At 73.6% G+C, this 20480-nt stretch carries 21 protein-coding genes; 12 read left to right on the top strand and 9 right to left on the bottom strand.

Annotation, left to right across the window (positions count from 1 at the left end; genetic code table 11):
* Positions 1-69: 69 nt before the first annotated feature.
* Positions 70-1218 carry a winged helix DNA-binding domain-containing protein gene (locus Q8791_RS07570; RefSeq protein WP_330090868.1) on the bottom strand — a complete coding sequence of 383 codons (1149 nt, stop codon included), beginning with the start codon at positions 1216-1218 and terminating at the stop codon, positions 70-72.
* 354 nt (positions 1219-1572) lie between these two features.
* A complete protein-coding gene (locus Q8791_RS07565) occupies positions 1573-2508 on the bottom strand; it encodes an NAD(P)/FAD-dependent oxidoreductase (RefSeq protein ID WP_330090867.1) in 936 nt (311 codons plus the stop codon).
* Positions 2509-2601: 93 nt separating this feature from the next.
* Here Q8791_RS07565 and Q8791_RS07560 point away from each other — a divergent pair, with 93 nt between their 5' ends.
* Both Q8791_RS07560 and Q8791_RS07555 read left to right on the top strand, forming a co-directional pair.
* Entirely contained in the window at positions 2602-3201 is a 600-nt protein-coding gene (locus Q8791_RS07560; RefSeq protein WP_407941967.1) for a helix-turn-helix domain-containing protein, read from the top strand.
* Between the two features lie 118 nt (positions 3202-3319).
* The gene (locus tag Q8791_RS07555; protein ID WP_330090865.1) at positions 3320-4192 is read left to right on the top strand and encodes a class I SAM-dependent methyltransferase; all 873 of its coding nucleotides are present in this window, start codon (positions 3320-3322) and stop codon (positions 4190-4192) included.
* Between the two features lie 60 nt (positions 4193-4252).
* Here the strand turns inward: Q8791_RS07555 and Q8791_RS07550 are convergent, their stop codons facing one another.
* Positions 4253-4582, bottom strand: coding sequence for a hypothetical protein (locus Q8791_RS07550; protein ID WP_330090864.1), 330 nt, complete (start codon positions 4580-4582; stop codon positions 4253-4255).
* Between the two features lie 311 nt (positions 4583-4893).
* On the opposite strand from Q8791_RS07550, the gene Q8791_RS07545 reads away from it, so the two are divergent.
* The 5 genes from Q8791_RS07545 (at position 4894) to Q8791_RS07525 (ending at position 10190) form a co-directional block, all read left to right on the top strand.
* Complete coding sequence (locus Q8791_RS07545) at positions 4894-6048, top strand: Gfo/Idh/MocA family protein (protein WP_330090863.1); 1155 nt, start codon at positions 4894-4896, stop codon at positions 6046-6048.
* Entirely contained in the window at positions 6045-7205 is a 1161-nt protein-coding gene (locus Q8791_RS07540) for a dihydrodipicolinate synthase family protein (protein ID WP_330090862.1), read from the top strand. Before Q8791_RS07545 ends, Q8791_RS07540 begins: the two co-directional genes overlap by 4 nt.
* 29 nt (positions 7206-7234) lie before the next feature.
* Positions 7235-8122 carry a sugar phosphate isomerase/epimerase family protein gene (locus Q8791_RS07535; RefSeq protein ID WP_330090937.1) on the top strand — a complete coding sequence of 296 codons (888 nt, stop codon included), beginning with the start codon at positions 7235-7237 and terminating at the stop codon, positions 8120-8122.
* A gap of 71 nt (positions 8123-8193) precedes the next feature.
* Positions 8194-9099, top strand: coding sequence for a 5-dehydro-4-deoxyglucarate dehydratase (locus tag Q8791_RS07530; protein WP_330090861.1), 906 nt, complete (start codon positions 8194-8196; stop codon positions 9097-9099).
* A gap of 2 nt (positions 9100-9101) precedes the next feature.
* Positions 9102-10190: a mandelate racemase/muconate lactonizing enzyme family protein gene (locus Q8791_RS07525; RefSeq protein ID WP_330090860.1), complete on the top strand. Its 1089-nt coding sequence runs from the start codon at positions 9102-9104 to the stop codon at positions 10188-10190.
* 193 nt (positions 10191-10383) lie between these two features.
* Here Q8791_RS07525 and Q8791_RS07520 read toward each other — a convergent pair whose 3' ends face one another.
* On the bottom strand, positions 10384-11328 hold the full coding sequence (locus Q8791_RS07520; RefSeq protein ID WP_330090859.1) for an alpha/beta hydrolase family protein: 945 nt from the start codon (positions 11326-11328) through the stop codon (positions 10384-10386).
* 153 nt (positions 11329-11481) lie between these two features.
* On the opposite strand from Q8791_RS07520, the gene Q8791_RS07515 reads away from it, so the two are divergent.
* The 4 genes from Q8791_RS07515 (at position 11482) to Q8791_RS07500 (ending at position 13927) form a co-directional block, all read left to right on the top strand.
* On the top strand, positions 11482-12072 hold the full coding sequence (locus tag Q8791_RS07515) for a TetR/AcrR family transcriptional regulator (RefSeq protein ID WP_330090858.1): 591 nt from the start codon (positions 11482-11484) through the stop codon (positions 12070-12072).
* Positions 12073-12323: 251 nt separating this feature from the next.
* Positions 12324-12710 (top strand): DUF2784 domain-containing protein, encoded by a 387-nt coding sequence (locus Q8791_RS07510; protein ID WP_330090857.1) that lies wholly within the window; start codon positions 12324-12326, stop codon positions 12708-12710.
* Between the two features lie 169 nt (positions 12711-12879).
* The gene (locus Q8791_RS07505; protein ID WP_330090856.1) at positions 12880-13368 is read left to right on the top strand and encodes a GNAT family N-acetyltransferase; all 489 of its coding nucleotides are present in this window, start codon (positions 12880-12882) and stop codon (positions 13366-13368) included.
* 178 nt (positions 13369-13546) lie between these two features.
* Complete coding sequence (locus Q8791_RS07500; protein ID WP_330090855.1) at positions 13547-13927, top strand: hypothetical protein; 381 nt, start codon at positions 13547-13549, stop codon at positions 13925-13927.
* A gap of 57 nt (positions 13928-13984) precedes the next feature.
* Here the strand turns inward: Q8791_RS07500 and Q8791_RS07495 are convergent, their stop codons facing one another.
* Positions 13985-14551 (bottom strand): TetR/AcrR family transcriptional regulator, encoded by a 567-nt coding sequence (locus Q8791_RS07495; protein ID WP_330090854.1) that lies wholly within the window; start codon positions 14549-14551, stop codon positions 13985-13987.
* A 106-nt stretch (positions 14552-14657) separates the two neighbouring features.
* Between Q8791_RS07495 and Q8791_RS07490 the strand changes: the two genes are divergently transcribed.
* Entirely contained in the window at positions 14658-15587 is a 930-nt protein-coding gene (locus Q8791_RS07490; protein WP_330090853.1) for an NmrA family NAD(P)-binding protein, read from the top strand.
* A gap of 296 nt (positions 15588-15883) precedes the next feature.
* On the opposite strand, the gene Q8791_RS07485 is transcribed toward Q8791_RS07490, so the two are convergent.
* From Q8791_RS07485 to Q8791_RS07470, 4 genes are all read right to left on the bottom strand, one after another.
* Positions 15884-16948 carry a LacI family DNA-binding transcriptional regulator gene (locus Q8791_RS07485; RefSeq protein WP_330090936.1) on the bottom strand — a complete coding sequence of 355 codons (1065 nt, stop codon included), beginning with the start codon at positions 16946-16948 and terminating at the stop codon, positions 15884-15886.
* 85 nt (positions 16949-17033) lie between these two features.
* Entirely contained in the window at positions 17034-17924 is an 891-nt protein-coding gene (locus tag Q8791_RS07480) for an NAD-dependent epimerase/dehydratase family protein (protein ID WP_330090852.1), read from the bottom strand.
* 460 nt (positions 17925-18384) lie between these two features.
* Entirely contained in the window at positions 18385-19230 is an 846-nt protein-coding gene (locus Q8791_RS07475; RefSeq protein WP_330090851.1) for a DUF6807 domain-containing protein, read from the bottom strand.
* Positions 19227-20375: a Gfo/Idh/MocA family protein gene (locus tag Q8791_RS07470; RefSeq protein WP_330090935.1), complete on the bottom strand. Its 1149-nt coding sequence runs from the start codon at positions 20373-20375 to the stop codon at positions 19227-19229. The genes Q8791_RS07475 and Q8791_RS07470 overlap by 4 nt, the downstream gene beginning before the upstream one ends.
* Between the last annotated feature and the right edge of the window lie 105 nt (positions 20376-20480).

The following is a 20480-nucleotide window of genomic DNA, read 5'->3' as shown; positions in this document are numbered from 1 at the left end:
GGAGGGGCCCGCGGCCAGGTCGGGTGGACGGCGACGGGGGCACGGCGGCCAGGGGCCGCCCGCGGCGGGTCAGGCGTGGGGACCCACGGTGACGGTGCCGAAGGTCAGGCGCGGGGTGGCCTGGAGGATGAGCCCGACGCGGTCGGCCTGCTCGGCGACGGCCTCGCGCCGGGCCGGCGAGAGCGGGACCAGGGCCTCCACGGTCACGTCGAGGTGCCGCCCCGACCTGCGCTGGTGCCAGATCCCGGCGGCCAGCCCGTCCAGGTACAGGACGGGGTAGTTCCCGGCCTGGCCCCGGGCCAGCGCGCGCTCCCGGGCCGGGCCGGGGAAGACCACGTCGCGCGGGTGGCAGCCCACGGTGTAGGCGTCGAAGTAGGGCAGCAGCAGGACGTCCGGGGCGGGTGCGGGCGCGGGCTCCGTGTCCCCGGCGACCCGGTAGGCGGCGTGGCCCTCCACCTCGACGGGTTCGACGAGCTCGCCCAGGGACGCGAACAGCTCGCTCGCCCAGCGCCTGGGCGCGGACAGCCACTGGGCGAAGTGCTGGGGTGTGGCCGGACCGTAGGCGCGCAGGTACCCGGTGACCACGTGGGCGAGGGCCTGGTCGGTGTCGGCGGGGGTGAAGCCGGGCAGCCACCGGTGGGGGCTGGTGTAGGTGACCTTGCGCCCGTGCATGGGGCCGAAGCACAGGGAGCCGCGGTTGGCGAGTGTGTGGGTGGCCTGCCGCCAGCGCGGCCACTTGGCCTGGAAGGCGTCCATGACGGGGTCGGCCGCCCAGGAGCCGACGCGCGCCGCGAGGGCCTCGGTGAGTTCGTCGACGGTCATCTCCGCGTCCGCGAGGACGGCGGCGGCCCCCTCCACCAGTTCCTCGGTCTGCTCGGGGGTGAGCAGCGCTCCCTTGGGGGCGGGGTTTCCCGCGCGCTGGGCGGCGGTCAGAGCGGCGGTCCACAGGGGCAGTTCCCGTGTGGGCAGCAGATGGACGGTGCCGCGCGGGCCGAAGGTCTTGACCAGCTCGTGCGTGTCCCACAGGGCGGCGCGAACGTGCGTGCGGTCGGTGTCGGCCAGGCGCAGACCCACCGACACCTCGGCCGCCGACATGATCTGGGCGTGGGCGCCGCACATGGCGCCGACCACGTCGGCCGTGCTCGCGCCCGGGGAGGTGAGCGCGTGGCGCCACAGGCGGCGCGCGGTCATGTCCTGCCAGGTGGTGGGGGTGCCCATGGGTCTCCTCGGGGGTGCTGTGGTGCCTGCGGCCCCACCCTAGGAAACCTGGAGGCCAGCTACTGTCCTCCACTCGCGGTGTAACCGCCGGGGAGTCGGACCGGGCGCACCGGTCCGGGGACCGCGTCGCCGGTTCCTCCCACGGGGCGGCAGCCGAACGGCCTGCGTCTTCGGGGAGGCCGCTCCGTCCCGCAGCCGAGTGCGCCGGCGGGTACGACGGGGGCGGACGGGACAAGCCGGAAAGGGACCATGGGCTGACGTCTGCCAAGGTGCCCTTCCCCGTGGTTCCCACCGGGGCCGAGGTCCGCGGCGTCCCGTGCGGGGCCGACGGTCTCGGAGAAGACGGCGGCTGGGTCAGGGAGCGGATGTCTCTCCCTGAGCCGCCGCCAGGGCAGCGTCGGTGTCCGCGGTGGCCAGCATGGCGTTGATATGGGCGCCGGCCGCGCCGGCCGCGGCGGCAGCGCCGACCTGGGCGCTGAGGTCGGTGGCGTTGCCGGCCACCCACACACCCGGCACCTCGGTGGTCCCGGCCGTGCCGGAGGCGAACCGACGGCCCATGCCCCCGGGCAGAGCCTCCATCGGCAGCTGCAGACCGGCCAGGCCCTCGGTGCGGGCCAGCATCCGCGTGGCGACCGCGAGCACGCGGCGGGCCACGACCCGGCCGTCGGCCAGTCGTACCCCGGCGAGGGCGCCGTTTTCGTCGTCGACGACCTCCCGCACCGGGGTCTCCACGACGGGGATGCCGCGGGCGGTGAAGCGCGCGCGGGTGTCCTCGTCCAGGGAAGTGCCGTGGGTGAAGTAGGTCAGGTCCTCGGTCAACTGGCGGAAGAGGAGTGCGTGGTGGACGGAGGCTGCGGAGGTGGCAAGGACGCCGATGGGCTCGTCGCGCACCTCCCAGCCGTGGCAGTACGGGCAGTGCACCACGGTGCGCCCCCAGTGCTCGGCGAGTCCGGGCACGTCGGGCAGTACGTCCCGAAGTCCCGTGGCCACCAGGAGGCGGCGAGCCGTCACGGTTCGGCCGTCGCCGAGGACGATGCGGCCGCCGTACCCGCGGACCTGCTCCCGGCCCCGCGCGAGCAGCTCGGCGGGCGGCGTGCCGTCCAGCACGATCGAGCCGTGCACGGCCTCGGCCGGTGCGTTGCGCGGGGTCGCGCTGTCGATCACGACGACCGAGCGGCGTGAGCGGGCGAGCATCAGCGCGCCGTTCAGCCCTGCGGCGCCGCCGCCGATCACGACCGTGTCGACGGTCTCCTCGGGTGGTGTGTCGCTCGCGTACGGAGTAGCCGTCACAGCCATGTCCTTCTGCCTCTTCCTGGTGCGTGGCCCGGGCACTCCGGGCCGTCTGGCGGCCACGCTAACTCCGATGTGCATGAGGGGCATACGATGTTGCCTATGACGCATGAAGATGAGGAGTTGGACAGCCTCGTACGCAAGCGCATCCGCGCTCTGCGGGTGGCTCAGGGATGGTCACTCGAGGAACTGGCCTCCCGCGCCCACCTCAGCCAGTCCTCGCTGAGCCGCATCGAGAACGGTCAGCGCCGCCTCGCGCTGGATCAGCTGGTCACCCTCGCCCGCGCCCTGGACACCACGCTGGATCAGCTCGTGGAGACCGCCACCGAGGACATCGTCTCCAGCCCGATGATCGACGCCGCACACGGCTCGATGCGCTGGCTCGTGAAGGGCGACCCCGGTATGAGCGTCGTGCGCCAGCGCATGACCGATCCGCCGCCCCGGAACCCGGCGCGCATGCGTGCCCACCCGGGGCGCGAATGGCTCGTCGTCCTGTCGGGCACCGCGGTCCTCATGCTCGGCCACCGCCGGTTCCGCGTCGAGGCGAACCAGGCTGCCGAGTTCCCCACGATGATGCCGCACGCGATCGGCGCCGAGGGCGGCCCGTGCGAGATCCTGGGCATCTTCGACCGCGACGCGCGGCGCGGCCATCAGCGCGAGGGCGGCGACGGTGACACTCAGGGGCACTCGTGAACGACCGGGCGGGCCGCCCGGGACGTCGTCTTGCGCGTCGGGCAGCACATCCGACCATCGCCTTGCCCAGGACGCAAGATGTCACGCCTTATGCGCATGACCGTCCTACTGTGAAGGCATGAACCCAGCTCACCAGCACACGTCCCACCACGGCACTCAGCACGGCACTCAGCACGAACACGATGCCGGCGGCCAGTCGGACATCCTCGACCTGGACGCCGAGGTCCTCGCCGAACACACCGCCTCCATCACCGAGTGGCTGCCGCTGGAGACCGGCCCGCGTCAGATCGTGGACGTGGGGTGTGGCACGGGCGCGGGGACCTTCGCGCTCCTGGACCGCTTCCCCGACTCGCACGTCACCGCCGTCGACACCTCCACCGAACACCTCCAGCGCCTGCGTGCCAAAGCCTGTGCCCGGGGCGTCGAGGAGCGCGTGCGCATCGTGCAGGCAGACCTGGACGCCCCCGCCTGGCCCGACCTGGGTTCGCCGGACCTGGTGTGGGCGTCGGCGTCGATGCACCACATGACCCATCCCGATCGCGCGCTGCGCAACGTCCATGGCGCGCTCGTGCCCGGCGGCCTGTTCGCCGTCGTCGAACTGGCCGGCTTCCCCCGCTTCCTGCCCGAGAGCGCCCCCGAGGACAGGCCAGGTCTGGAAGAGCGCGTCCATGCCGTGACGGACCGCCTGCAGGCCGAGCACATGCCTCACCGCGGCGCCGACTGGGGTCCTATGCTGACCGCCGCAGGCTTCACCATCGAGGGCCGGCGCACCATCGCCGTGAACATCGAGGGCTCCCGCAGCGACGCGATCGGCCGCTACGCACTCGGCGGCCTGCAGCGCATCCGTGCCGCCGCGGCCACCGGGCTCTCTCCCGAGGACCTCATCGCGCTCGACCGGCTCCTGGATGCCGACAGCCCACACGGCATCGTGCACCGCGACGACCTGGCGATGCGCACCGAACGCATCGTGTGGGCCGCACGCCGCACCTGATCCCGAGCACCCCTGGTCACGGGGGCGAACCGAGGAAGCCCGAAAGGGGCAACGGGCAGTTCAGGGCCGGACTCCTGCCGGACCGGCGACAGGACAGGTCACCCGTTGGTAGCTTCGGCGCTCGGATCGCGCCCCGGCCGCCGGAGAGCTCCAGGACATGCTTGTGCCGACGGCGATGCCCAGGTCGGCGCCGACGCCCTCGGTACCGGTGATGCGATCGCGGTGGCCGTCGTTGTCCACGTCGGCGATCAGCCGGTCCGTGGAGTCCAGGCAGGGCTCGAAAGCGCTGGGGGCGGACGGTGCGGGGGGAGCCGGGGGAGCGCAGCCGGTGAGGCCCAGACCCAGGCCGACCGCCGCCCAGCGTCCTCGGTGCCGTGGGTCGGTGCTCATCTGGTGCGCCCTTCCTCTTCCACGGCGGTGTGATGCCGTGTCGTGGCCGGCGAGGAGATCAGTGCAGCGGCGCTTCCCGATGCCGGTTCCGGCGCCCTGGTCGACGGGCCGTGCTCCTCGGGGCGCTCCTCGCCGCACCCGCCTCGGGTGAGGTCACGGAGCTGACGGCAGATCCTGCGGTCATCCTCTCCGAACCCTTTTCCGCGTCTTTCCCGCCCCGGTCGCGTCGCGGCGTCTCCGGGCCACTGGTGTGGACGGACGGTTTGCCGTACGCTGGAAAGCGCTTTCACAAGGAGAGGTGGTAACAACCCATGAGTGATCACGTGCTGGGTGTCGCCATGAACGGCGTCACCGGACGCATGGGGTACCGGCAACACCTGACCAGGTCGATCCTGGCGATCCGCGAGGCCGGAGGGGTTCCCCTGCCCGACGGCTCCCGGATCATCCCCGAACCAGTGCTGGTCGGGCGCTCCGAGCGGAAACTGCGGGAGATCGCGGACCAGCACGGCATCGAGCGCTGGACCACCGACCTGGACTCGGTTCTCTCCGACGACCGGATCTCGGTGTACTTCGACGCCCAGATCACGCACGCCCGCGAGGCCGCCGTCCGTGCCGCCATCGCCGCGGGCAAGCACATCTACGTGGAGAAGCCCACCGCGAGCACGCTCAGCTCGGCACTGGAACTGGCCAAGCTCGCCCGCGACGCGGGCGTGCGCAACGGCGTGGTGCAGGACAAGCTCTTCCTGCCCGGCCTGCTCAAACTGCGCCGCCTGGTCGAGAGCGGCTTTTTCGGAAAGATCCTTTCCGTCCGGGGCGAGTTCGGCTACTGGGTCTTCGAGGGCGACTGGCAGCCCGCGCAGCGGCCCAGCTGGAACTACCGCGCCGAGGAGGGCGGCGGGATGGTGCTGGACATGTTCCCGCACTGGCACTACGTACTGGAGCACCTGTTCGCCCCCGTGCGCACGGTGACCGCCAAGGTGGCCACCCACATCCCCGAGCGCTGGGACGAGGAGGGGCGCGCCTACCAGGCCACCGCCGACGACTCCGCGTACGGCATCTTCGAACTCGAGGGCGGCATCATCGCCCAGATCAACTCCTCCTGGAACGTGCGCGTCAACCGCGACGAACTCGTGGAGTTCCAGGTCGACGGCACCCACGGCAGCGCCGTGGCGGGGCTGCGCACCTGCCGCGTCCAGCACCGCGCCTCCACCCCCAAGGCGGTCTGGAACCCCGACCTGGAGGACCCGTCCAGCTACCGCGAGCAGTGGGACGAGGTGCCCGACAACACCGAGTTCCCCAACGGGTTCCGCGCCCAGTGGGAGGGCTTCCTGCGGCACGTGGTCCTGGACACCCCCTTCCCGCACGACCTGCTCTCCGGCGCGCGGGGCCTGCAGATGGCCGAGGCCGGGCTGCGTTCGGCGCAGAACGGGCACACCGTCGAACTGGACGAGGTCACCCTCACGTGAGCACACTGCGCCTGCCCTCCTCCGACGGCACCGTCGCGCCCTACACCCTGAGCGGTGTCGCCGCCGACACCTCGCCCCTGCCGCCGGCCCGCTCCCGCGTCGCCTTCGCGGCGGCCCACGTGGTCGCCGACCCGGCGGCCCCCAACGCGCCCGGTGCGCCCGCCCGCCTGGACTGGGAGGCCACACTGGCCTTCCGCCACCACCTGTGGAACCAGGGGCTCGGCGTGGCCGACGCGATGGACACCGCCCAGCGCGGCATGGGCCTCGACTGGGAGGCCACCGCCGAGCTGATCCGCAGGTCGGGAGCGGAGGCCGCCGCGCGCGGCGCCGCCCTCGCCTGCGGAGTGGGCACCGACCAGCTCGCCTCTTCCGATGTCGATCTGGAAAGCGTTATCACGGCGTACGGGGAACAACTCGACGTCGTGCAGGGCGCAGGTGCCACACCCGTTCTGATGGCCTCGCGGGCCCTGGCCGCCGTTGCCGAGGGGCCCGGCGACTACGCCAAGGCGTACGGCCGACTGCTCCAGCGGGCGGAGCGCCCGGTCATCCTGCACTGGCTGGGCACCGCCTTCGACCCCGCCCTGGCCGGATACTGGGGGTTCGACGACCCCGCCGAGGCCATCGAGCCCGTGGCCGCGCTGATCGCCGAGCACGCCGACGCCGTGGAGGGCATCAAGGTCTCCCTGCTCGACGCCGCCCTGGAGGTCAGACTCAGACGCCTGCTCCCCGAGGGCGTGCGCCTGTACACCGGTGACGACTTCGACTACCCCGACCTGGTCCTGGGCGACGACCACGGCCACTCCCACGCCCTGCTCGGGATCTTCGCCGCCATCGCCCCGGCCGCGGCCCGCGCACTGGCCGCCCTGGACGAGGGCGACACCGACCGCTACCGCGCGCTGATGGACCCGACCGTGCCCCTGGCCCGGCACCTGTTCGCCGCGCCCACCTTCTACTACAAGACCGGCATCACCTTCCTGGCCTGGCTCAACGGCCACCAGAAGGGATTCCACATGGTGGGCGGCCTGCACAGCGCCCGCGACCTGCCCCACCTGGCCCAGGCCCTGCGCCTGGCCGACGCCGCCGGGGTCCTCTCCGACCCCGACCTCGCCGCGGAGCGCATGCGGTCCCTGCTCCAGGTGTCGGGGGTGGACCAGTGACCACGTATTCGCCCAGCGGCGCCGCGCCGATGGTCCCCACCGCCGTCGACGTCCCCTCCGGTCTGCCCGCGGCCGTGCCGACCCCGGAGCCGGGCGACCCCCGGCTCGCGCGGCTCTCCCTCAACCAGGCCACGGTCAAGCGCTGGAGCCTGACCCAGGCGGTGGACGGGTGCCTGCGCGCCGGGCTGCCCGCCATCGGCCTGTGGCGCGAACCGGTCGCCGAGACCGGGCTGGCCAAGGCGGCGGACCTGGTGCGCCGCAGCGGACTGCGGGTCTCGTCCTACTGCCGGGGCGGGTTCCTCACCGGCGCGGACCGGGCCGCTGCCCTGGAGGACAACCGTCGGGCCGTCGACGAGGCCGCCGAGCTGGGTGCTCCCTGCCTGGTCATGGTGGTGGGCGGCATGCCTGACGGAGACCGCGACCTCGCCGGTGTGCGCGAGCGGATGGCCGACGCCCTGGCCGAACTGGTCCCGTACGCCGTCGAGCGCGGTGTCCGCCTCGCCCTGGAGCCGCTGCACCCGGTGTTCTGCGCCGACCGGGCAGTGCTCTCCACTCTGGGGCAGGCCCTGGACCTGGCCGAACGCTTCGACCCCGCCGCCGTGGGCGTGGTCGTGGACGCCTACCACGTGTGGTGGGACCCGCAGGTGTGGGACCAGATCGAGCGTGCCGGGGCAGGCGGGCGCATCGCCTCGTTCCAGGCCTGCGACTGGGTGGTGCCGCTGCCCGTCGAGAACCTGCTGGGCAGGGGCATGGTCGGCGACGGCCACGCCGACGTCCGGGGTCTGCGCCGTGCCGTGGACGCCGCGGGCTACGACGGCGACATCGAGGTGGAGATCTTCAACCAGCAGGTGTGGGACGCCGACGGCGACGACGTCATCGCCACCCTGGTCCGGCGCCACGTGCAGCACGTCCTGTGAGGTCCTCGGACCCTCGCCGGGGCCGCCCCACCTCCGGGGCGGCCCCGATCCCTCAACAGTGAAGGAGCAGCATGAACTTCGACGGAATCCTGTTCTTCCCCCTCACCCCCTTCGACTCCGGAGGCGGGGTGTCCGAGACGGTGCTGGCCGAGCACGTGGCCTCGGGTGTGGAGCACGGGGCGGGCGGGGTGTTCGCGGCGTGCGGCACCGGTGAGGTGCACGCCCTGTCGGCCGCCGAGCACGCCACCGTGGTGCGGCGGTCGGTGGAGGTCACTGCGGGTCGGGTGCCCGTGGTGGCCGGTGCGGGCGGCAGTGTCGGTACCGCCGTCGAGCAGACCAGGGCTGCCAAGGAGTTGGGCGCGGACGCCGTCCTGCTGCTGCCGCCCTACCTGGTGGGCGCCCCGCAGCGCGGGCTGGTGGAGTACGTGCGCACCGTGACCTCGGCCGTCGACATTCCGGTGATCGTCTACCAGCGCGGGTCGATGGCGTTCACGCCCGAGAGCGCCGCCGAGCTGGCGGGTATCCCCACGGTGGTGGGTATCAAGGACGGGCTGGGCGACCTGGGGCGCATGCACCAGATCGTGCTGGCGGTGCGGGAGGTGCGGGGTGAGGAGTTCACCTTCTTCAACGGGCTGCCCACGGCGGAGCTGACGGTGGCCGCCTACCGGGGTGTGGGGGTGCCGCTGTACTCGTCGGCGGCCTTCGCTTTCGTGCCCGAGGTCGCGAACGCCTTCTACGAGGCCTTCCACGCGGGGGACCCGCTCGCGGACCGGCTGCTGTCCGGGTTCTTCGAGCCGCTGGTGCGGCTGCGCGACCGGGTGCCCGGGTACGCGGTGTCCCTGGTCAAGGCGGGGGCCCGGCTGCGCGGAGTGGAGGTCGGCGGGGTACGGGCGCCGTTCCTGGACCCCACGGCCGAGGAGGTGGAGGTCCTGGGCGGGTTGATCGACACAGGGCTGTCCCTGGTGAAGGAGGGCTGACGGTGCGTGTCACGGGGGTCGAGGCCCGTGCCTTCCGGTTGCCGCTGCACCGGGCGTGGGACGGGGGAGTGGACCGCAACGACGTCGTGGTGGTGCGTGTGTCCACCGACACGGGGCTGGTCGGAACGGGGTTCTCGTGGACCCCGCTGATCGGGGCCCGGGCGGTGGCGGCGCTGATCACCGACGACCTGGGGCCCGTGCTGGTGGGCGGTGCGGCGCACCCGTCCCGCTGGGACGAACTGCGCTGGCACCTGCGCGAGGCGGGGACCAGCGGGCTCACCCTGATGGCGCTCGCGGGGGTGGACATCGCCCTGTGGGACCTCTCCGCGCGTGCGGCGGGGGTGAGCCTGGTCGACCTGGTGGGTCGGCGACGCGACTCGGTGGAGTCCTACGGCAGCGGCGTGAACCTCGACTACTCACTGTCCGACCTGCTGGAGCAGGTGCGGGGTTGGGTCGGGGCCGGTCACCGGGCGGCCAAGATGAAGGTGGGCTCGGCCGAGATCGCCCGCGACGTCGAGCGTGTGGGCGCGGTACGGGAATCGCTGGGACCGGACCGGTTGTTGATGGTGGACGCCAACCAGCGTTGGGACGTGCCCACGGCGACGCGGGCGCTGAGCGCGCTGGAACCGTTCGATCCGTACTTCGTGGAGGAGCCCCTGCCCGCCGAGGACCTGGAGTCGCATGCCCGGCTGCGTGAGCGGACCCGGGTCGCGTTCGCGATCGGTGAGAACCTGCGCACGGCCGCCGAGTTCGAGCGGGCCGTGGACCTCGGGGTGTGCGACGTCGCGCAGCCCAATGTGGTGCGGGTGGGCGGGGTGACCCCGTTCCTGCGGATCGCGGAGTCGATGGCGCGCCGCGGCGTGCCGGTGGCTCCGCACCTGTTGCCCGAGCTGTCGGGCCAGTTGGCGCTGTGCCTTCCCCGGGTGGCCATGGTCGAGGACATCGACCGGGCCTCCTTCGCCGCGCTGGGTGCGTTGGCCCGCCCCAGCGGGGTGGAGTTCGACCGGGGGGCGGTGCGCGCCGACACCGGGCTCGGCCACGGCCTGGTGTTCGCCGACACGCTCACCCCGGTCGCGGCCCCCTCCCCCTAGCACCGGGACCGCGACCGTTCGCCGGGGCGCCCTCCGTTCGCGGGGGCGCCCCGGCGCGCTTCCTGTCACCGGTGGTCACCGGCCGGCAGGCGGGCCCGCGTCCTTCACAGGAGGGCGCGGGCCCTCGCCGTGGCGGGGGCCCGCCCGGGTTCGACACACCGCCGGGGCGGGGCCGACCCGTTGTCCTCCCCGGTCACGTGCTCTCGACGCGTCCCAGCGGGTGGGGGTCCTCCTCCAGGTCGGAGAGCGCCCGCTTCCAGGCCTCGGCGTCGGCGCCCAGGGCGCTGTGCAGGTAGGCCGTGGTGAGCCGCTGGATCAGGGCCACCCGCTCGGGGCTGGCGTCGGTCGTGTGCGCGGAGTCGTACCCGGGGATGCCGCCGAGCGAGTGCTCCGCCCCGAACAGCGTGAGCAGGCTCTTGTCGCCCGGGCTGAGGAAGTAGGGGTCGGTGAACCAGTCCGGTCCCCGGGTGGACAGCGCGGACCGGTCCTGGTCCCCGGCGACGATGAGGGCCGGTGCGGTCATGCCGTCGAAGGACGGGCTCATGAAGGAGAAGTGCTCGGCCGCGAACGGGGTCAGGTTCTTGCCGCCCGTGCCGGTCAGGGCGAGCAGCACGCCCGCCGTGACGCGCGGGTCGGTCATGTCCTCGCCGGGGACGCCCTGCGCGTCGAGGACGCGCGCTCCCAGCAGGGTGCTCGCCGTCTGGGCTCCCCAGGAGTGGCCGGCGACGGCGACGCGGGTGCGGTCGACCCTTCCTGCCAGGCCGGGGATCGAGGACTCCAGGGTCTCGATCCCGTCGAGGACGCGGGTCAGGTCCTCGATCCTCAGGCGCCAGATCCGCGGGGTGCGCGGGTCGTCGGCGGGCAGGGCGAGCGAGCGCGAGTCCAGGTGCGTGGGCTGGAGCACCACGAGACCGTGGGCGGACCAGAAGTCCGCCAGCGGGGCGTAGCCGTCCATCGACTCGCCGAAACCGTGCGAGAGGACGACGACCGGGAGGTCGCCGCCGGTCGCGGGTGCGGAGACGCGGACCTGGAGGTCCTCGCCCCGACCGGGTGCGGGAAGGACGACCGGCCTGGCGGACAGGGTCGTGGCGGGCGCGGTCGGGGTCTGTCGCGCGTGCTCGGTGGTGGAGTCGGGCATGGTGCGCTCCGTTCGTTCTCTGTGCGGTCGGGAAGGCGGGGCATCGTCCTGGCCGACCGGGTCTGGCATCATGGGACAAAGCGGAACGATGCTCCGAAAACAATACGGAGCACTGTTCCGCTTTGCAAGTCCCTCTCTGGAAGGAGCAGTGCGGTGAACGACGGCGACCGGAACGGATCGGGCCCGGAGCGGCCACGGCGCAAGGACGCCCGCCGCAACCAGCAGGCCCTGCTGGACGCGGCCGCAGCGGTCTTCGTCACCTCGGGCGTGGACGCTCCGGTGCGCGACATCGCGACCGCGGCCGGGGTCGGCATGGGCACCATCTACCGCCACTTCCCCACACGCGCGGACCTGGTCATCGCGGTCTTCCGTCACCAGATCGACGCCTGTGTCGAGGCCGGACCGGTGCTGCTGGAGGCCGGCCCCACACCTCACGCCGCGCTGGGGCGGTGGATCGACCTCTTCATCGACTTCCTGGTCACCAAGCACGGGCTCGCGGCCGCCCTGCACAACGACAAGGCCGGGTTCGAGACACTGCACGCGTCCTTCCTCGAACGCCTGCTGCCGGTGTGCGCCGACCTCCTGGACGCCGCGGTCGCCTCGGGCGAGGTCCGCCCCGACCTGGACGCCTACGGACTCCTGCGCGCCGTGGGCAACCTCTGTATCGGCGAGGGAGAGGACCCCCGCTACGACGCGCGGCGCATGGTCGCGCTCCTCGTCGACGGACTGCGCCGCCCCGCCTGATCCCGCCGACGGGCCCGGGGACCTGGCCCGTCACCGCTCCACTCCGCGGGGCGCCCGGGGCCGCTCCGCGGTTGGGCACGGCCCGCCCGGCGAACCGGGCGGGGCGTCCGTGCCCCGCTGGGCGGACCACCGGACCGAGGGGGCGGGGCACCCCGCAGGGGTGCGCCCGGCCCCGACCTGAGTAGGGGTACTCAGGTGGTGTGGGGGCGGGTACCGATGTGCGCGGACCCGCCCGAGCCTAGGTTCGGGACATGCCCTACCTCCTCGTCGGCCACACCGCGATGGTCCTCCACTTCCTGTTCTTCGGCTTCGTCGTCCTCGGCGGGTTCCTGGCCTGGTACCGGCCCCGGATGTTCTGGGTGCACCTGGCGGTCGCCGCCTACGCGCTGGGCATCGTGATCGTCGACTGGCCGTGCTTCCTCACCGAGGTCGAGAACTGGGCGCGGTTCAACACGGGCCGCCCGGTGATGGAGTTCGGCTTCATCGACTTCTATCTGACGGACCACCTGTACCCCCGCGAGCACCTGATGACCTCGCGTTACGTGATCGCGGGCATCGTGGCCACGGCCTGGGCGGGCGCCTGGGTGCGCCACCGGCGCACCCGGTCCCGGAGCGTGGTGTCCGCGCCCGCGGCCTGAGAGCGGTTACGCGCAGAACTCGGCCAGAGCTTGCGCGACCGCCCCGGGCTTGGGAACAGGGGCCGCCCGGGCCCAGATCGGCCGACTCCTCCTCCGCACGCCCCCGGCCCGGAAGGCTGTCGTGGCAAACCGGTTGCGGGCAGCGGCGGCGGCGAGCAAGCTGACGGGCATGCAGATTCGTGACGCCGCCCCCGACGACTGGCCCGGGATGTGGGCGTTCATGCGCCCCGTCATCGCCGCGGGCACGACCTTCACGTGGGAGACCGACCTCGGGCCGGAGCAGGCGCGGGAGCGGTGGTTCCCGCCCGCGCCCGGGCGCACCTTCGTGGCCGTCGGCGCGGACGGCGCGGTGCTGGGCACCGCCAACAGCGTCCGCAACCACCGCGGGCCGGGCGCTCACATCGCGAGCGCGAGTTTCATGGTCGACCCCGCCCACAGCGGACGCGGTGTCGGCCGCGCGTTGGGGACACACGTCCTGGAGACGGCCCGCACCGACGGGTTCCGCGCGATGCAGTTCAACGCGGTCGTGGAGACCAACACCCGTGCGGTGGCGCTGTGGAAGTCCCTGGGCTTCACGGTCGTCGGCACCCTGCCCGAGGGGTTCGCTCACCCCGAGCACGGCTACGTCGGCCTGCACATCATGCACCGGCGGCTCTGACCCCTAACGCTGCTCCACGTGCCGCCGCCGACACGTCCGGGCCGACCTCGCGCCCATGTCCGGTCCCGCCTGCTCACGCTCCAAATAGCGGGGCGGGCGGGGACACCGATGCCGTTCCACGTGCCGGAGGGCCCGGGACCGGCGCCCCCTTGTCATGGCCCCTCGGTACGCTCGCCCCATGAGCGTGTCCCTCTACTACAAGGCGAGTCGTGCGACGCCTCTCAGCGGGACTGAGACGGCCGACGTCGAGCGCGTCGTCGCCGCCCACATGTCGTCCTTCCCGTACCGGGACGAGGAGAGCCTCCACCTCCACGGCTTCGCGGACGGTGACCCGGAGGAGATCGTGGCGGGATCCACGAAGATGCCGTTCGACCCCGGCCGCGCCCTGCCGGTACTCGCCCACGTGCTGGACTCCGTGACCGCACTGCGCCGCGCCCTGCCCGGCGCCGAGTGGCGTGTGCACATGGACGACCTCGACGTCCCGTGGGACGAGGAGGAGGGCTACGCCCTCCCCGGCATGCGCGACGCGGACCTCATCGCCGAACTGGGCGGCCCCTGAGCCCTCGTCCTGCGAGGGGCCGCGCGCGGACCGGGGCCGGCCCGCCCTTCCACCACCTCACCCCCGGGGGACGGCTCCCGCCATGGTCAGACCGAGCAGGCGATCCGCCTCGGCGACGGGGTCGGGGTGGTGTTCGGTGGCCAGGGCGATGCCGGTGATCAGCGTGACCAGGTCGGCGGCGGTCGCTCCGGGTGCCACCGCACCCGCCTCCGCGGCGCGGCGGACCAGTGGCTCGCCCGCCTCGGAGAGCACAGTCGCGCACGCGTTCTCGTGCCCGGCGTCGGGCAAGGCCTCCAGGTCGCGTGTCAGTGCGACGGCCAGCCCCCGGGTGGACGCGGCGTACTCGGTGAGGGCGCGCAACCACTCCACGAGCGCGGCCCGGGCATCGTCCGCGTCGGCCAGATCCCGGGCCCGGGAACAGAGGGTCTCGATCCGTCCACGGAAGACGGCGTCCAGCAGCGCACGGCGGTGGGGGAAGTGGCGCCGCACGGTGGCCGATCCGACGCCCGCGACGCGGGCGATCTGCTCCAGGGAGGCGTCGGCGCCGTGCGCCGCGATCTCCTCCTCGGCCACGGCGAGCAGCCGTGCGTGGTTGCGTCGGGCGTCCGCACGCTGGGCGGGCATGGTGTCACCTCAGGTGTTGCCAAGTGGCGGGGTCCTCCGTATCTTATCGGAGAAGAAACGGCGGGGCCCGCCGTTTAGTGGCTCGCACCAGAGGAGGGACACCCACATGTCCGTCGATCCCGCACCCGCCCCCGTTCTGGTCGTCGGCGCGACCGGCCGCCAGGGAGGAGCCACGGCCCGCGCCCTGCTCGCGGCAGGGATCCCCGTCCGAGCGCTGGTCCGCGACCCGGCCTCCGACCGGGCCGGAGCCGTCGAGGCGCTCGGCGCCGAACTGGTCACCGGAGACCTCCGCGACCGCGACTCCGTGACCAGGGCCGCGCGGGGCGCCCGAGCCGTCTTCTCGGTGCAGATGCCCGAGATGAAGGGCGACGCCCCCGACTTCGCGGGCGAGCTGGCCCAGGCCGTCAACCTGATCGAGGGCGCCCGGGAGGCGGACGTGCCGCAGTTCGTGCACACCTCCGTCTCCGGGGCCGGGCAGCACACCCGGATCCCCGGCTGGGACGAGGGCCGCTGGACCGCGCTGGAGCCCTACTACGCCGCGAAGAGCGGGATCCAGGACCGGGTGCGCGAGGTGGGCTTCGCGCACTGGACACTCCTCAAGCCGGGCTTCTTCATGGAGAATTTCCTTCCCTCCATGGCCTTCCTCTTCCCCCGCGGCGTCGAGGGCGGCCTGGTGAGCGTTCTGAAGCCCGGGACCCGGCTCTCCCTCGTCGCGGTCGACGACATCGGCGGTGCGGCCGCCGCGGCCGTGCGGGCACCGGAGAGGTTCGACGGGGTCGAGCTGGAGCTGGCAAGCGACTACCTGACGATGGCGGAGATCGCCGAGACCCTCTCCCACGTCCTGGGGGCCGAGCTGACCGCTCCCGACATGACGGTGGAGGAGGCCGCGGCTGCGGGGATGCCGGGGATGGGCGCCTCGCACGAGTTCATGAACGTGGCCGGGCAGCCCGCCCGCCCGGAGTACGCCCGGGCGCTCGGTGTCCCGCTCACGAGCTTCGGGGAATGGGCGCGCGAGCACCTGGGGACCGCCGTCTGACAACGGAGTCCGCCCCTCGCCGGGACGGCCGAAGGCCCCGACGAGGCGGGCGCACCACCTGGCCAGGGCCCGGACCGTGCGCCCTTCGGACCGGGGCCGGCCCGCGCGAGGCGTCGGCCGCAGTGCGGGGTCGGCCGACCGGCGACGGACGTGCCGCTGCTCCGGGGCGCGGCGCAGAAGCACCGGATCCGCCCTTCGGCCTCCGTGGAGCAGCCGGCGTGTGCCCGCCAGGACGCCCGGCCCCACCGGGCTGCCGTCGGGGCGCCACATGGTCCGCCGGGCACGCGGCGGCTCCGTCAGGCGGTGCCGGAAGTGTTCTTGCCCCGGGCCGCGACGCTGGGCGGTGCGGTGCTCTCCCGCTCGACGACCTCGCCCCGGACCGTGATCACCCGGGCCTCCTCACCGGGCTCCTCCTCCAGGGCGAGCAGGGCGGCCCGCTCGCCCATCTCCTCCAGTGGCAGACGCACGGTGGTCAGCGCGGGTGTGAGGTCGCGCAGGGTCGGGATGTCGTCGAACCCCGCCACCGACAGGTCCTCGGGCACCCTCAGCCCCAGGTCGCGCAGGGCCGCCATCGCCCCGGTCGCCATGACGTCGTTGACCGCGAACAGGCAGGTGGCCCCGGTGCCGACCGCCATCAGGCGGCGTGTGGACTCGTAGCCGCCGTCGCGGGTGAACGCGCCGTGCACCACGTTGTGGTGGGCCAGTTCCAGGCCCGCGCCCGAGAGCGCGGAGTGGAACCCGTCCAGGCGTTCGCGGGCCGTCCACAGGTCGGTGGGGCCGGCCAGGATGGCGAACTCGCGGTGCCCCTGGGCGATGAGGTGGCGGGCCAGGTCGGCCGCGCCGGTGTGGTTGTCGGGCGTGACCGTGTCGGCGGGCAGCCCCTCCTGGGACACGCACGCCACCCGCCCGCCCTGGCGGCGGAACAGGCGGATCTCCTCGGCCAGGCGGCGGTTGCTCTCGTCGTCCGTCGAACGCGATCCGACCAGCACCACGGCGCGCGCCCGGTGGGCGCGCAGGGTGGCCAGGATGCGCCCCTCCTTCTGGGCGGAGCGGCTGGTGGTGCCCAGCACGAGGACCAGTCCGCGCTCCTCGGTGTGGCGGGTCACCCCCGCCGCGATCGAGGAGAAGTAGGGGTCGGCGATGTCGTGGACGAGCAGTCCGACCAGCGAGCTGCTGTTGCGGGCCAGCGTCTGTGCGGAGGCGTTGGCCAGGTAGCCGAGTTCCTGGGCGCTGGCGGTGACCTTGTCACGCAGACGCTGGCTCACCTGCCGGGTGCTTCCGTTGATCACCCTGGACGCCGTGGCCAAGGACACCCCGGCGTGTTCGGCGACCTGTTCCAGCGTCACGTAACCGGACTCCACACCGCTCCCTCTTCTGGTTCGGGCCACTGGGAAAACTCTTTCCTAGCGTAGCGGAGCCCTCGACCTGTTCACGGCCGATCGGGTCTCACTGGGTCGGGGCGGGCATCTGGTCGCGCCAGGTCCGGCTGGGATTCCAGCCGAGGGCGGTGCGGGCGGCCTCCGAGGAGAACGCCGAACGCCCGTCGGCCAGGGACGCGGCGGTCTCCGCCGTGGAGGGGTGGAACCGGGGCAGCAGGTCGTGGATCGGCCCCTCCGCCAGCGGGTCGGGCGCGACGGCGTTGAACACCTGGCCGTTGCGCACCCGGTCCGGCTTCTCGACCACGAGCGCGAACAGCTCGGCTGCGTCGCGTGCGTCCACGTAGTTGAACAGGGAGGTCGCCGCCAGCGAGGGGTCGGCGAGGCGTTCGGCCATGGTGTGCCCCAGCTGGGTGACGGCGCCCTGCCACTCCTCGGGGGCGACCACGTATCCGGGGCGCACACAGGACAGCACGCAGGTGTCGGAGGTGCGGGCCAGGGTGCGCACGGTCTCCTCGATGATGGCCTTGCTGAGCCCGTAGGCGTGCCAGGGGGCGACCGGGTGCTCCTCGTTCAGCGGGAGCTCGCGGGGCCGCCAGGAGGGGGTGTTGTACCCGTAGACGGTGGGGCTGGAGGCCGTCACCGCGGAGTGGGCTCCGTGCGCCACGGCGGCGGAGAGCACCGCCCAGGCCAGCCCGGTGTTGACCTGGAGGGTCTCCACGTCGGGGCGGGCGAAGGGTACGGCGATACCGGCCAGGTGGACGACGGCCTCGGGCCGTGCCCGCGTGAAGGCGTCCTCCAGGGCCGACTCGTCGAGCAGGTCGGCGACGATCCCGGTGACGCCGGCCGGGTGGTCGGCCTCCGCGGTGTCCACCGACGTGACCGCGTGGCCGCGCTCGACCAGGGTGGACACGACGCTGCGGCCGAGCCGCCCCGAGCCTCCGGTGACGAGGACGCGCATGTGTGCTGCCTTTCTTCTCGTACGGCGCGCGAGCGCCGTGGTCGTCCACAGGCCGCCGAAGGGCCTGGTGGTGCCCGCTCCGCGGGCCTACCGTTTGTTATGGGGGACTGCTGTCCGGACGGCTTCGTGCTGCCCGGTCCCGGTTCCCTCTTCTCGCGACGGGTGCGTCGGGAGGGCTGGGCAGGGTGGCCGTCCTCGCGGGGGTGAGGACGGGGGCACGGAACGACGGGCGGCGCCCCTCGGGCCGTGGGCCCCGTGCCCCCTCGCCTGCGCCCCGGAGGCCCCACCGTCCCACACCCCGTCGGGCCGGAACCCCGGTTCTGCGGGGCACGACCTCCGTGCCCCGGACCGGAGCCACGGCCCGGACCGGCAGCCCGCGGCGATGGGGCCCAAACCCCGACCACCCCGCAGGCCCCGCCCCGGGGCGCCCGGAGCCGTCGGACCGGCCCCGGGCGCCCTCTCAGTCCAGCTCGCCGATCGTCCCCGCCAGGGCCCCCGGGTCGGCGGGGTGTCCGTCGCGCACCGCCACGCGCAGCCTCCGCTCCAGCCGCCCGCCCTCGGGCAGGGGCAGCCGCTCCTCCCAGGCCAGGGCGGGGCCCACCCCCGGGTAGTCCGAGGCGCGCAGGAACCACGGGTCGCGGTGCTCCCCGGGCTGGACGAACACGAGTGTCCAGGGGGCGCCGGAGCCGTCGGCCCCGGCCAGGGCCAGCCACTCCGCCCGGGAGCCGTGGAGGGCCTGCTCTCCCGCCAGGCCGCCCGCGCCGGTGACCGCGGGGGGCTCCGCGCCCAGCGGGGCACGCCAGAACAGTCCGCCGTACCCTGCCCCGGGGCGGCCGTTCGTGGCGGGACTGCCGATGCTCAGGTCCCGCCCCGAGGTGTTGTCCAGCTCCACCCGCAGGTCCAGCACCCAGGTGTCGGCGTCCAGCGCCAGGGCCCGCGTGGTCCGCCGCTCGCGCAGCATCTCCACCCCGTCGGGACCGGTCCAGGACAGCTCCTCCACCCGCTCGCCGTCCTCCTCGGCCGACCAGGCGACGTGCTCCTGGCGGCCGTGGTTGTCCAGCAGCACCGACCCCTGGTCGCGGACGAAGGTGCGCCCGCCCCAGAAGCTCACCCCCGACACGTCGGGGACGGCCACGCCGACCCCGAGGTGGTGCAGGTGGTCGGCGGGAAGGTGCTCGGTGACCTCCGTGCCTCCCCGCGTGCGCACGGGGTGCAGGTAGGGGCGGGGCGACAGCCGGGGGTCGATGTCGGTGCCGTCCCGCTGGACGGCCACGACGGCACCGTTGAGGGACAGGGACGCGGTCATGAGCGGGCCTTCGTGGTCGGTGTCGTCTCCGCGGCCCCGGGGAGCCACGCCGGGTCGAGTTCGGAGAACAGCGCGAGGGTCTGGGCGCTGCGTTGGACGAGTGTGCTGATCCCGTCGACGGTGCGGTGGGTGGCGCCGTCCTCGTTCCACACCCGTTGGTGGTCGAGCGGGATCGGGGCGGGGTCCGGGGCGTGACGGACCGACTCCAACACGTGCATGAACCCCCGGGTGGCGTCGGGCGGCACCAGCAGGGGGGTGCCGTCGCGCAGGTGGTCGACCAGGTTCTCCAGCAGGCCCGTGCGCGGGTGGACGGTGGTGTCCGGCGCCCGGCCGGGGCGGTGCAGGGTGACCCGGTCCAGCGTGTAGTCGAGCTCGATCCTGCCGCGCTCGCCGTGCACTATCAGGCGCGGCGGCCGGCTGTCGGGGGCGCACAGGCTCACCGCGAGCGTGATGACGGTCCCGTCGTCGGTGCGCAACCGCAGGCAGGACGTGTCGTCGCTCTCGATCGGGTGGGCGTGGAACAGCTCCAGCTCCACGTCCTGCGGTGCCTCCGTTGCCGCCCCGGCCACCGCCAGGGCCGTGGCGACCGCGTGCGCGAACGGGTTGGTGAGCGCCCCGTCCACCACGTCGCGGCCGTCCAGGTGGCGTCGCCCGGCCCAGGGGGCCCGGTCGTAGTAGGCGGAGGTGCGCTTCCAGGCTCCTTCTCCGCCGATGCCTCGCACCCGGCCCACCGTCCCGTCGGCGATCAGGTCGCGTACGGCCGTGATCGCCTGCGAGCCCAGGCTCTGGAACCCGACCTGGCAGGCGAGACCGGAGGCGTCGACGGCGGCGCGCAGTTGCTCGAACTCGGCCAGGCCCGCCGTGGTGGGCTTCTCCAGCAGCAGGTGGGAGCCGTGGTCCAGGGCGATCCGGGCCAGCGGCAGGTGGGTGTGGATGGGGGTGACCAGGATGGTGATCCGCGCCCCGGTCTCGTCGACGGCCCTGCCGAGGTCGTCGAAGTAGGGGACGGGGCCGTGGCCCTCCAGGTCGTCGCCGGGTTCGGGGGGACGGCTGTCGCAGACGCCCGCCAGCCGGACCAGACCGCTGTCCCGTAGGGGGAGCAGGGTCCGCAGGTGTGAGCGGCCGTGGCCGTGCAGGCCGACCAGGAGGACCGGGACGGGCCCCTCCGGCGCCCCGTCCCGGGGTGCTGGGCCCTGGGCGCGCGGGCCGGGGGAGTCCGCCCGGTCACCGGCCCCGGAGGCCGCGGACCG

The sequence above is a fragment of the Nocardiopsis codii genome, assembly GCF_036327455.1.
Lineage (GTDB): Bacteria > Actinomycetota > Actinomycetes > Streptosporangiales > Streptosporangiaceae > Nocardiopsis > Nocardiopsis codii.
Note: the sequence above shows the minus strand (reverse complement) of the source record. Positions and strands in the feature narration are given on the sequence as shown.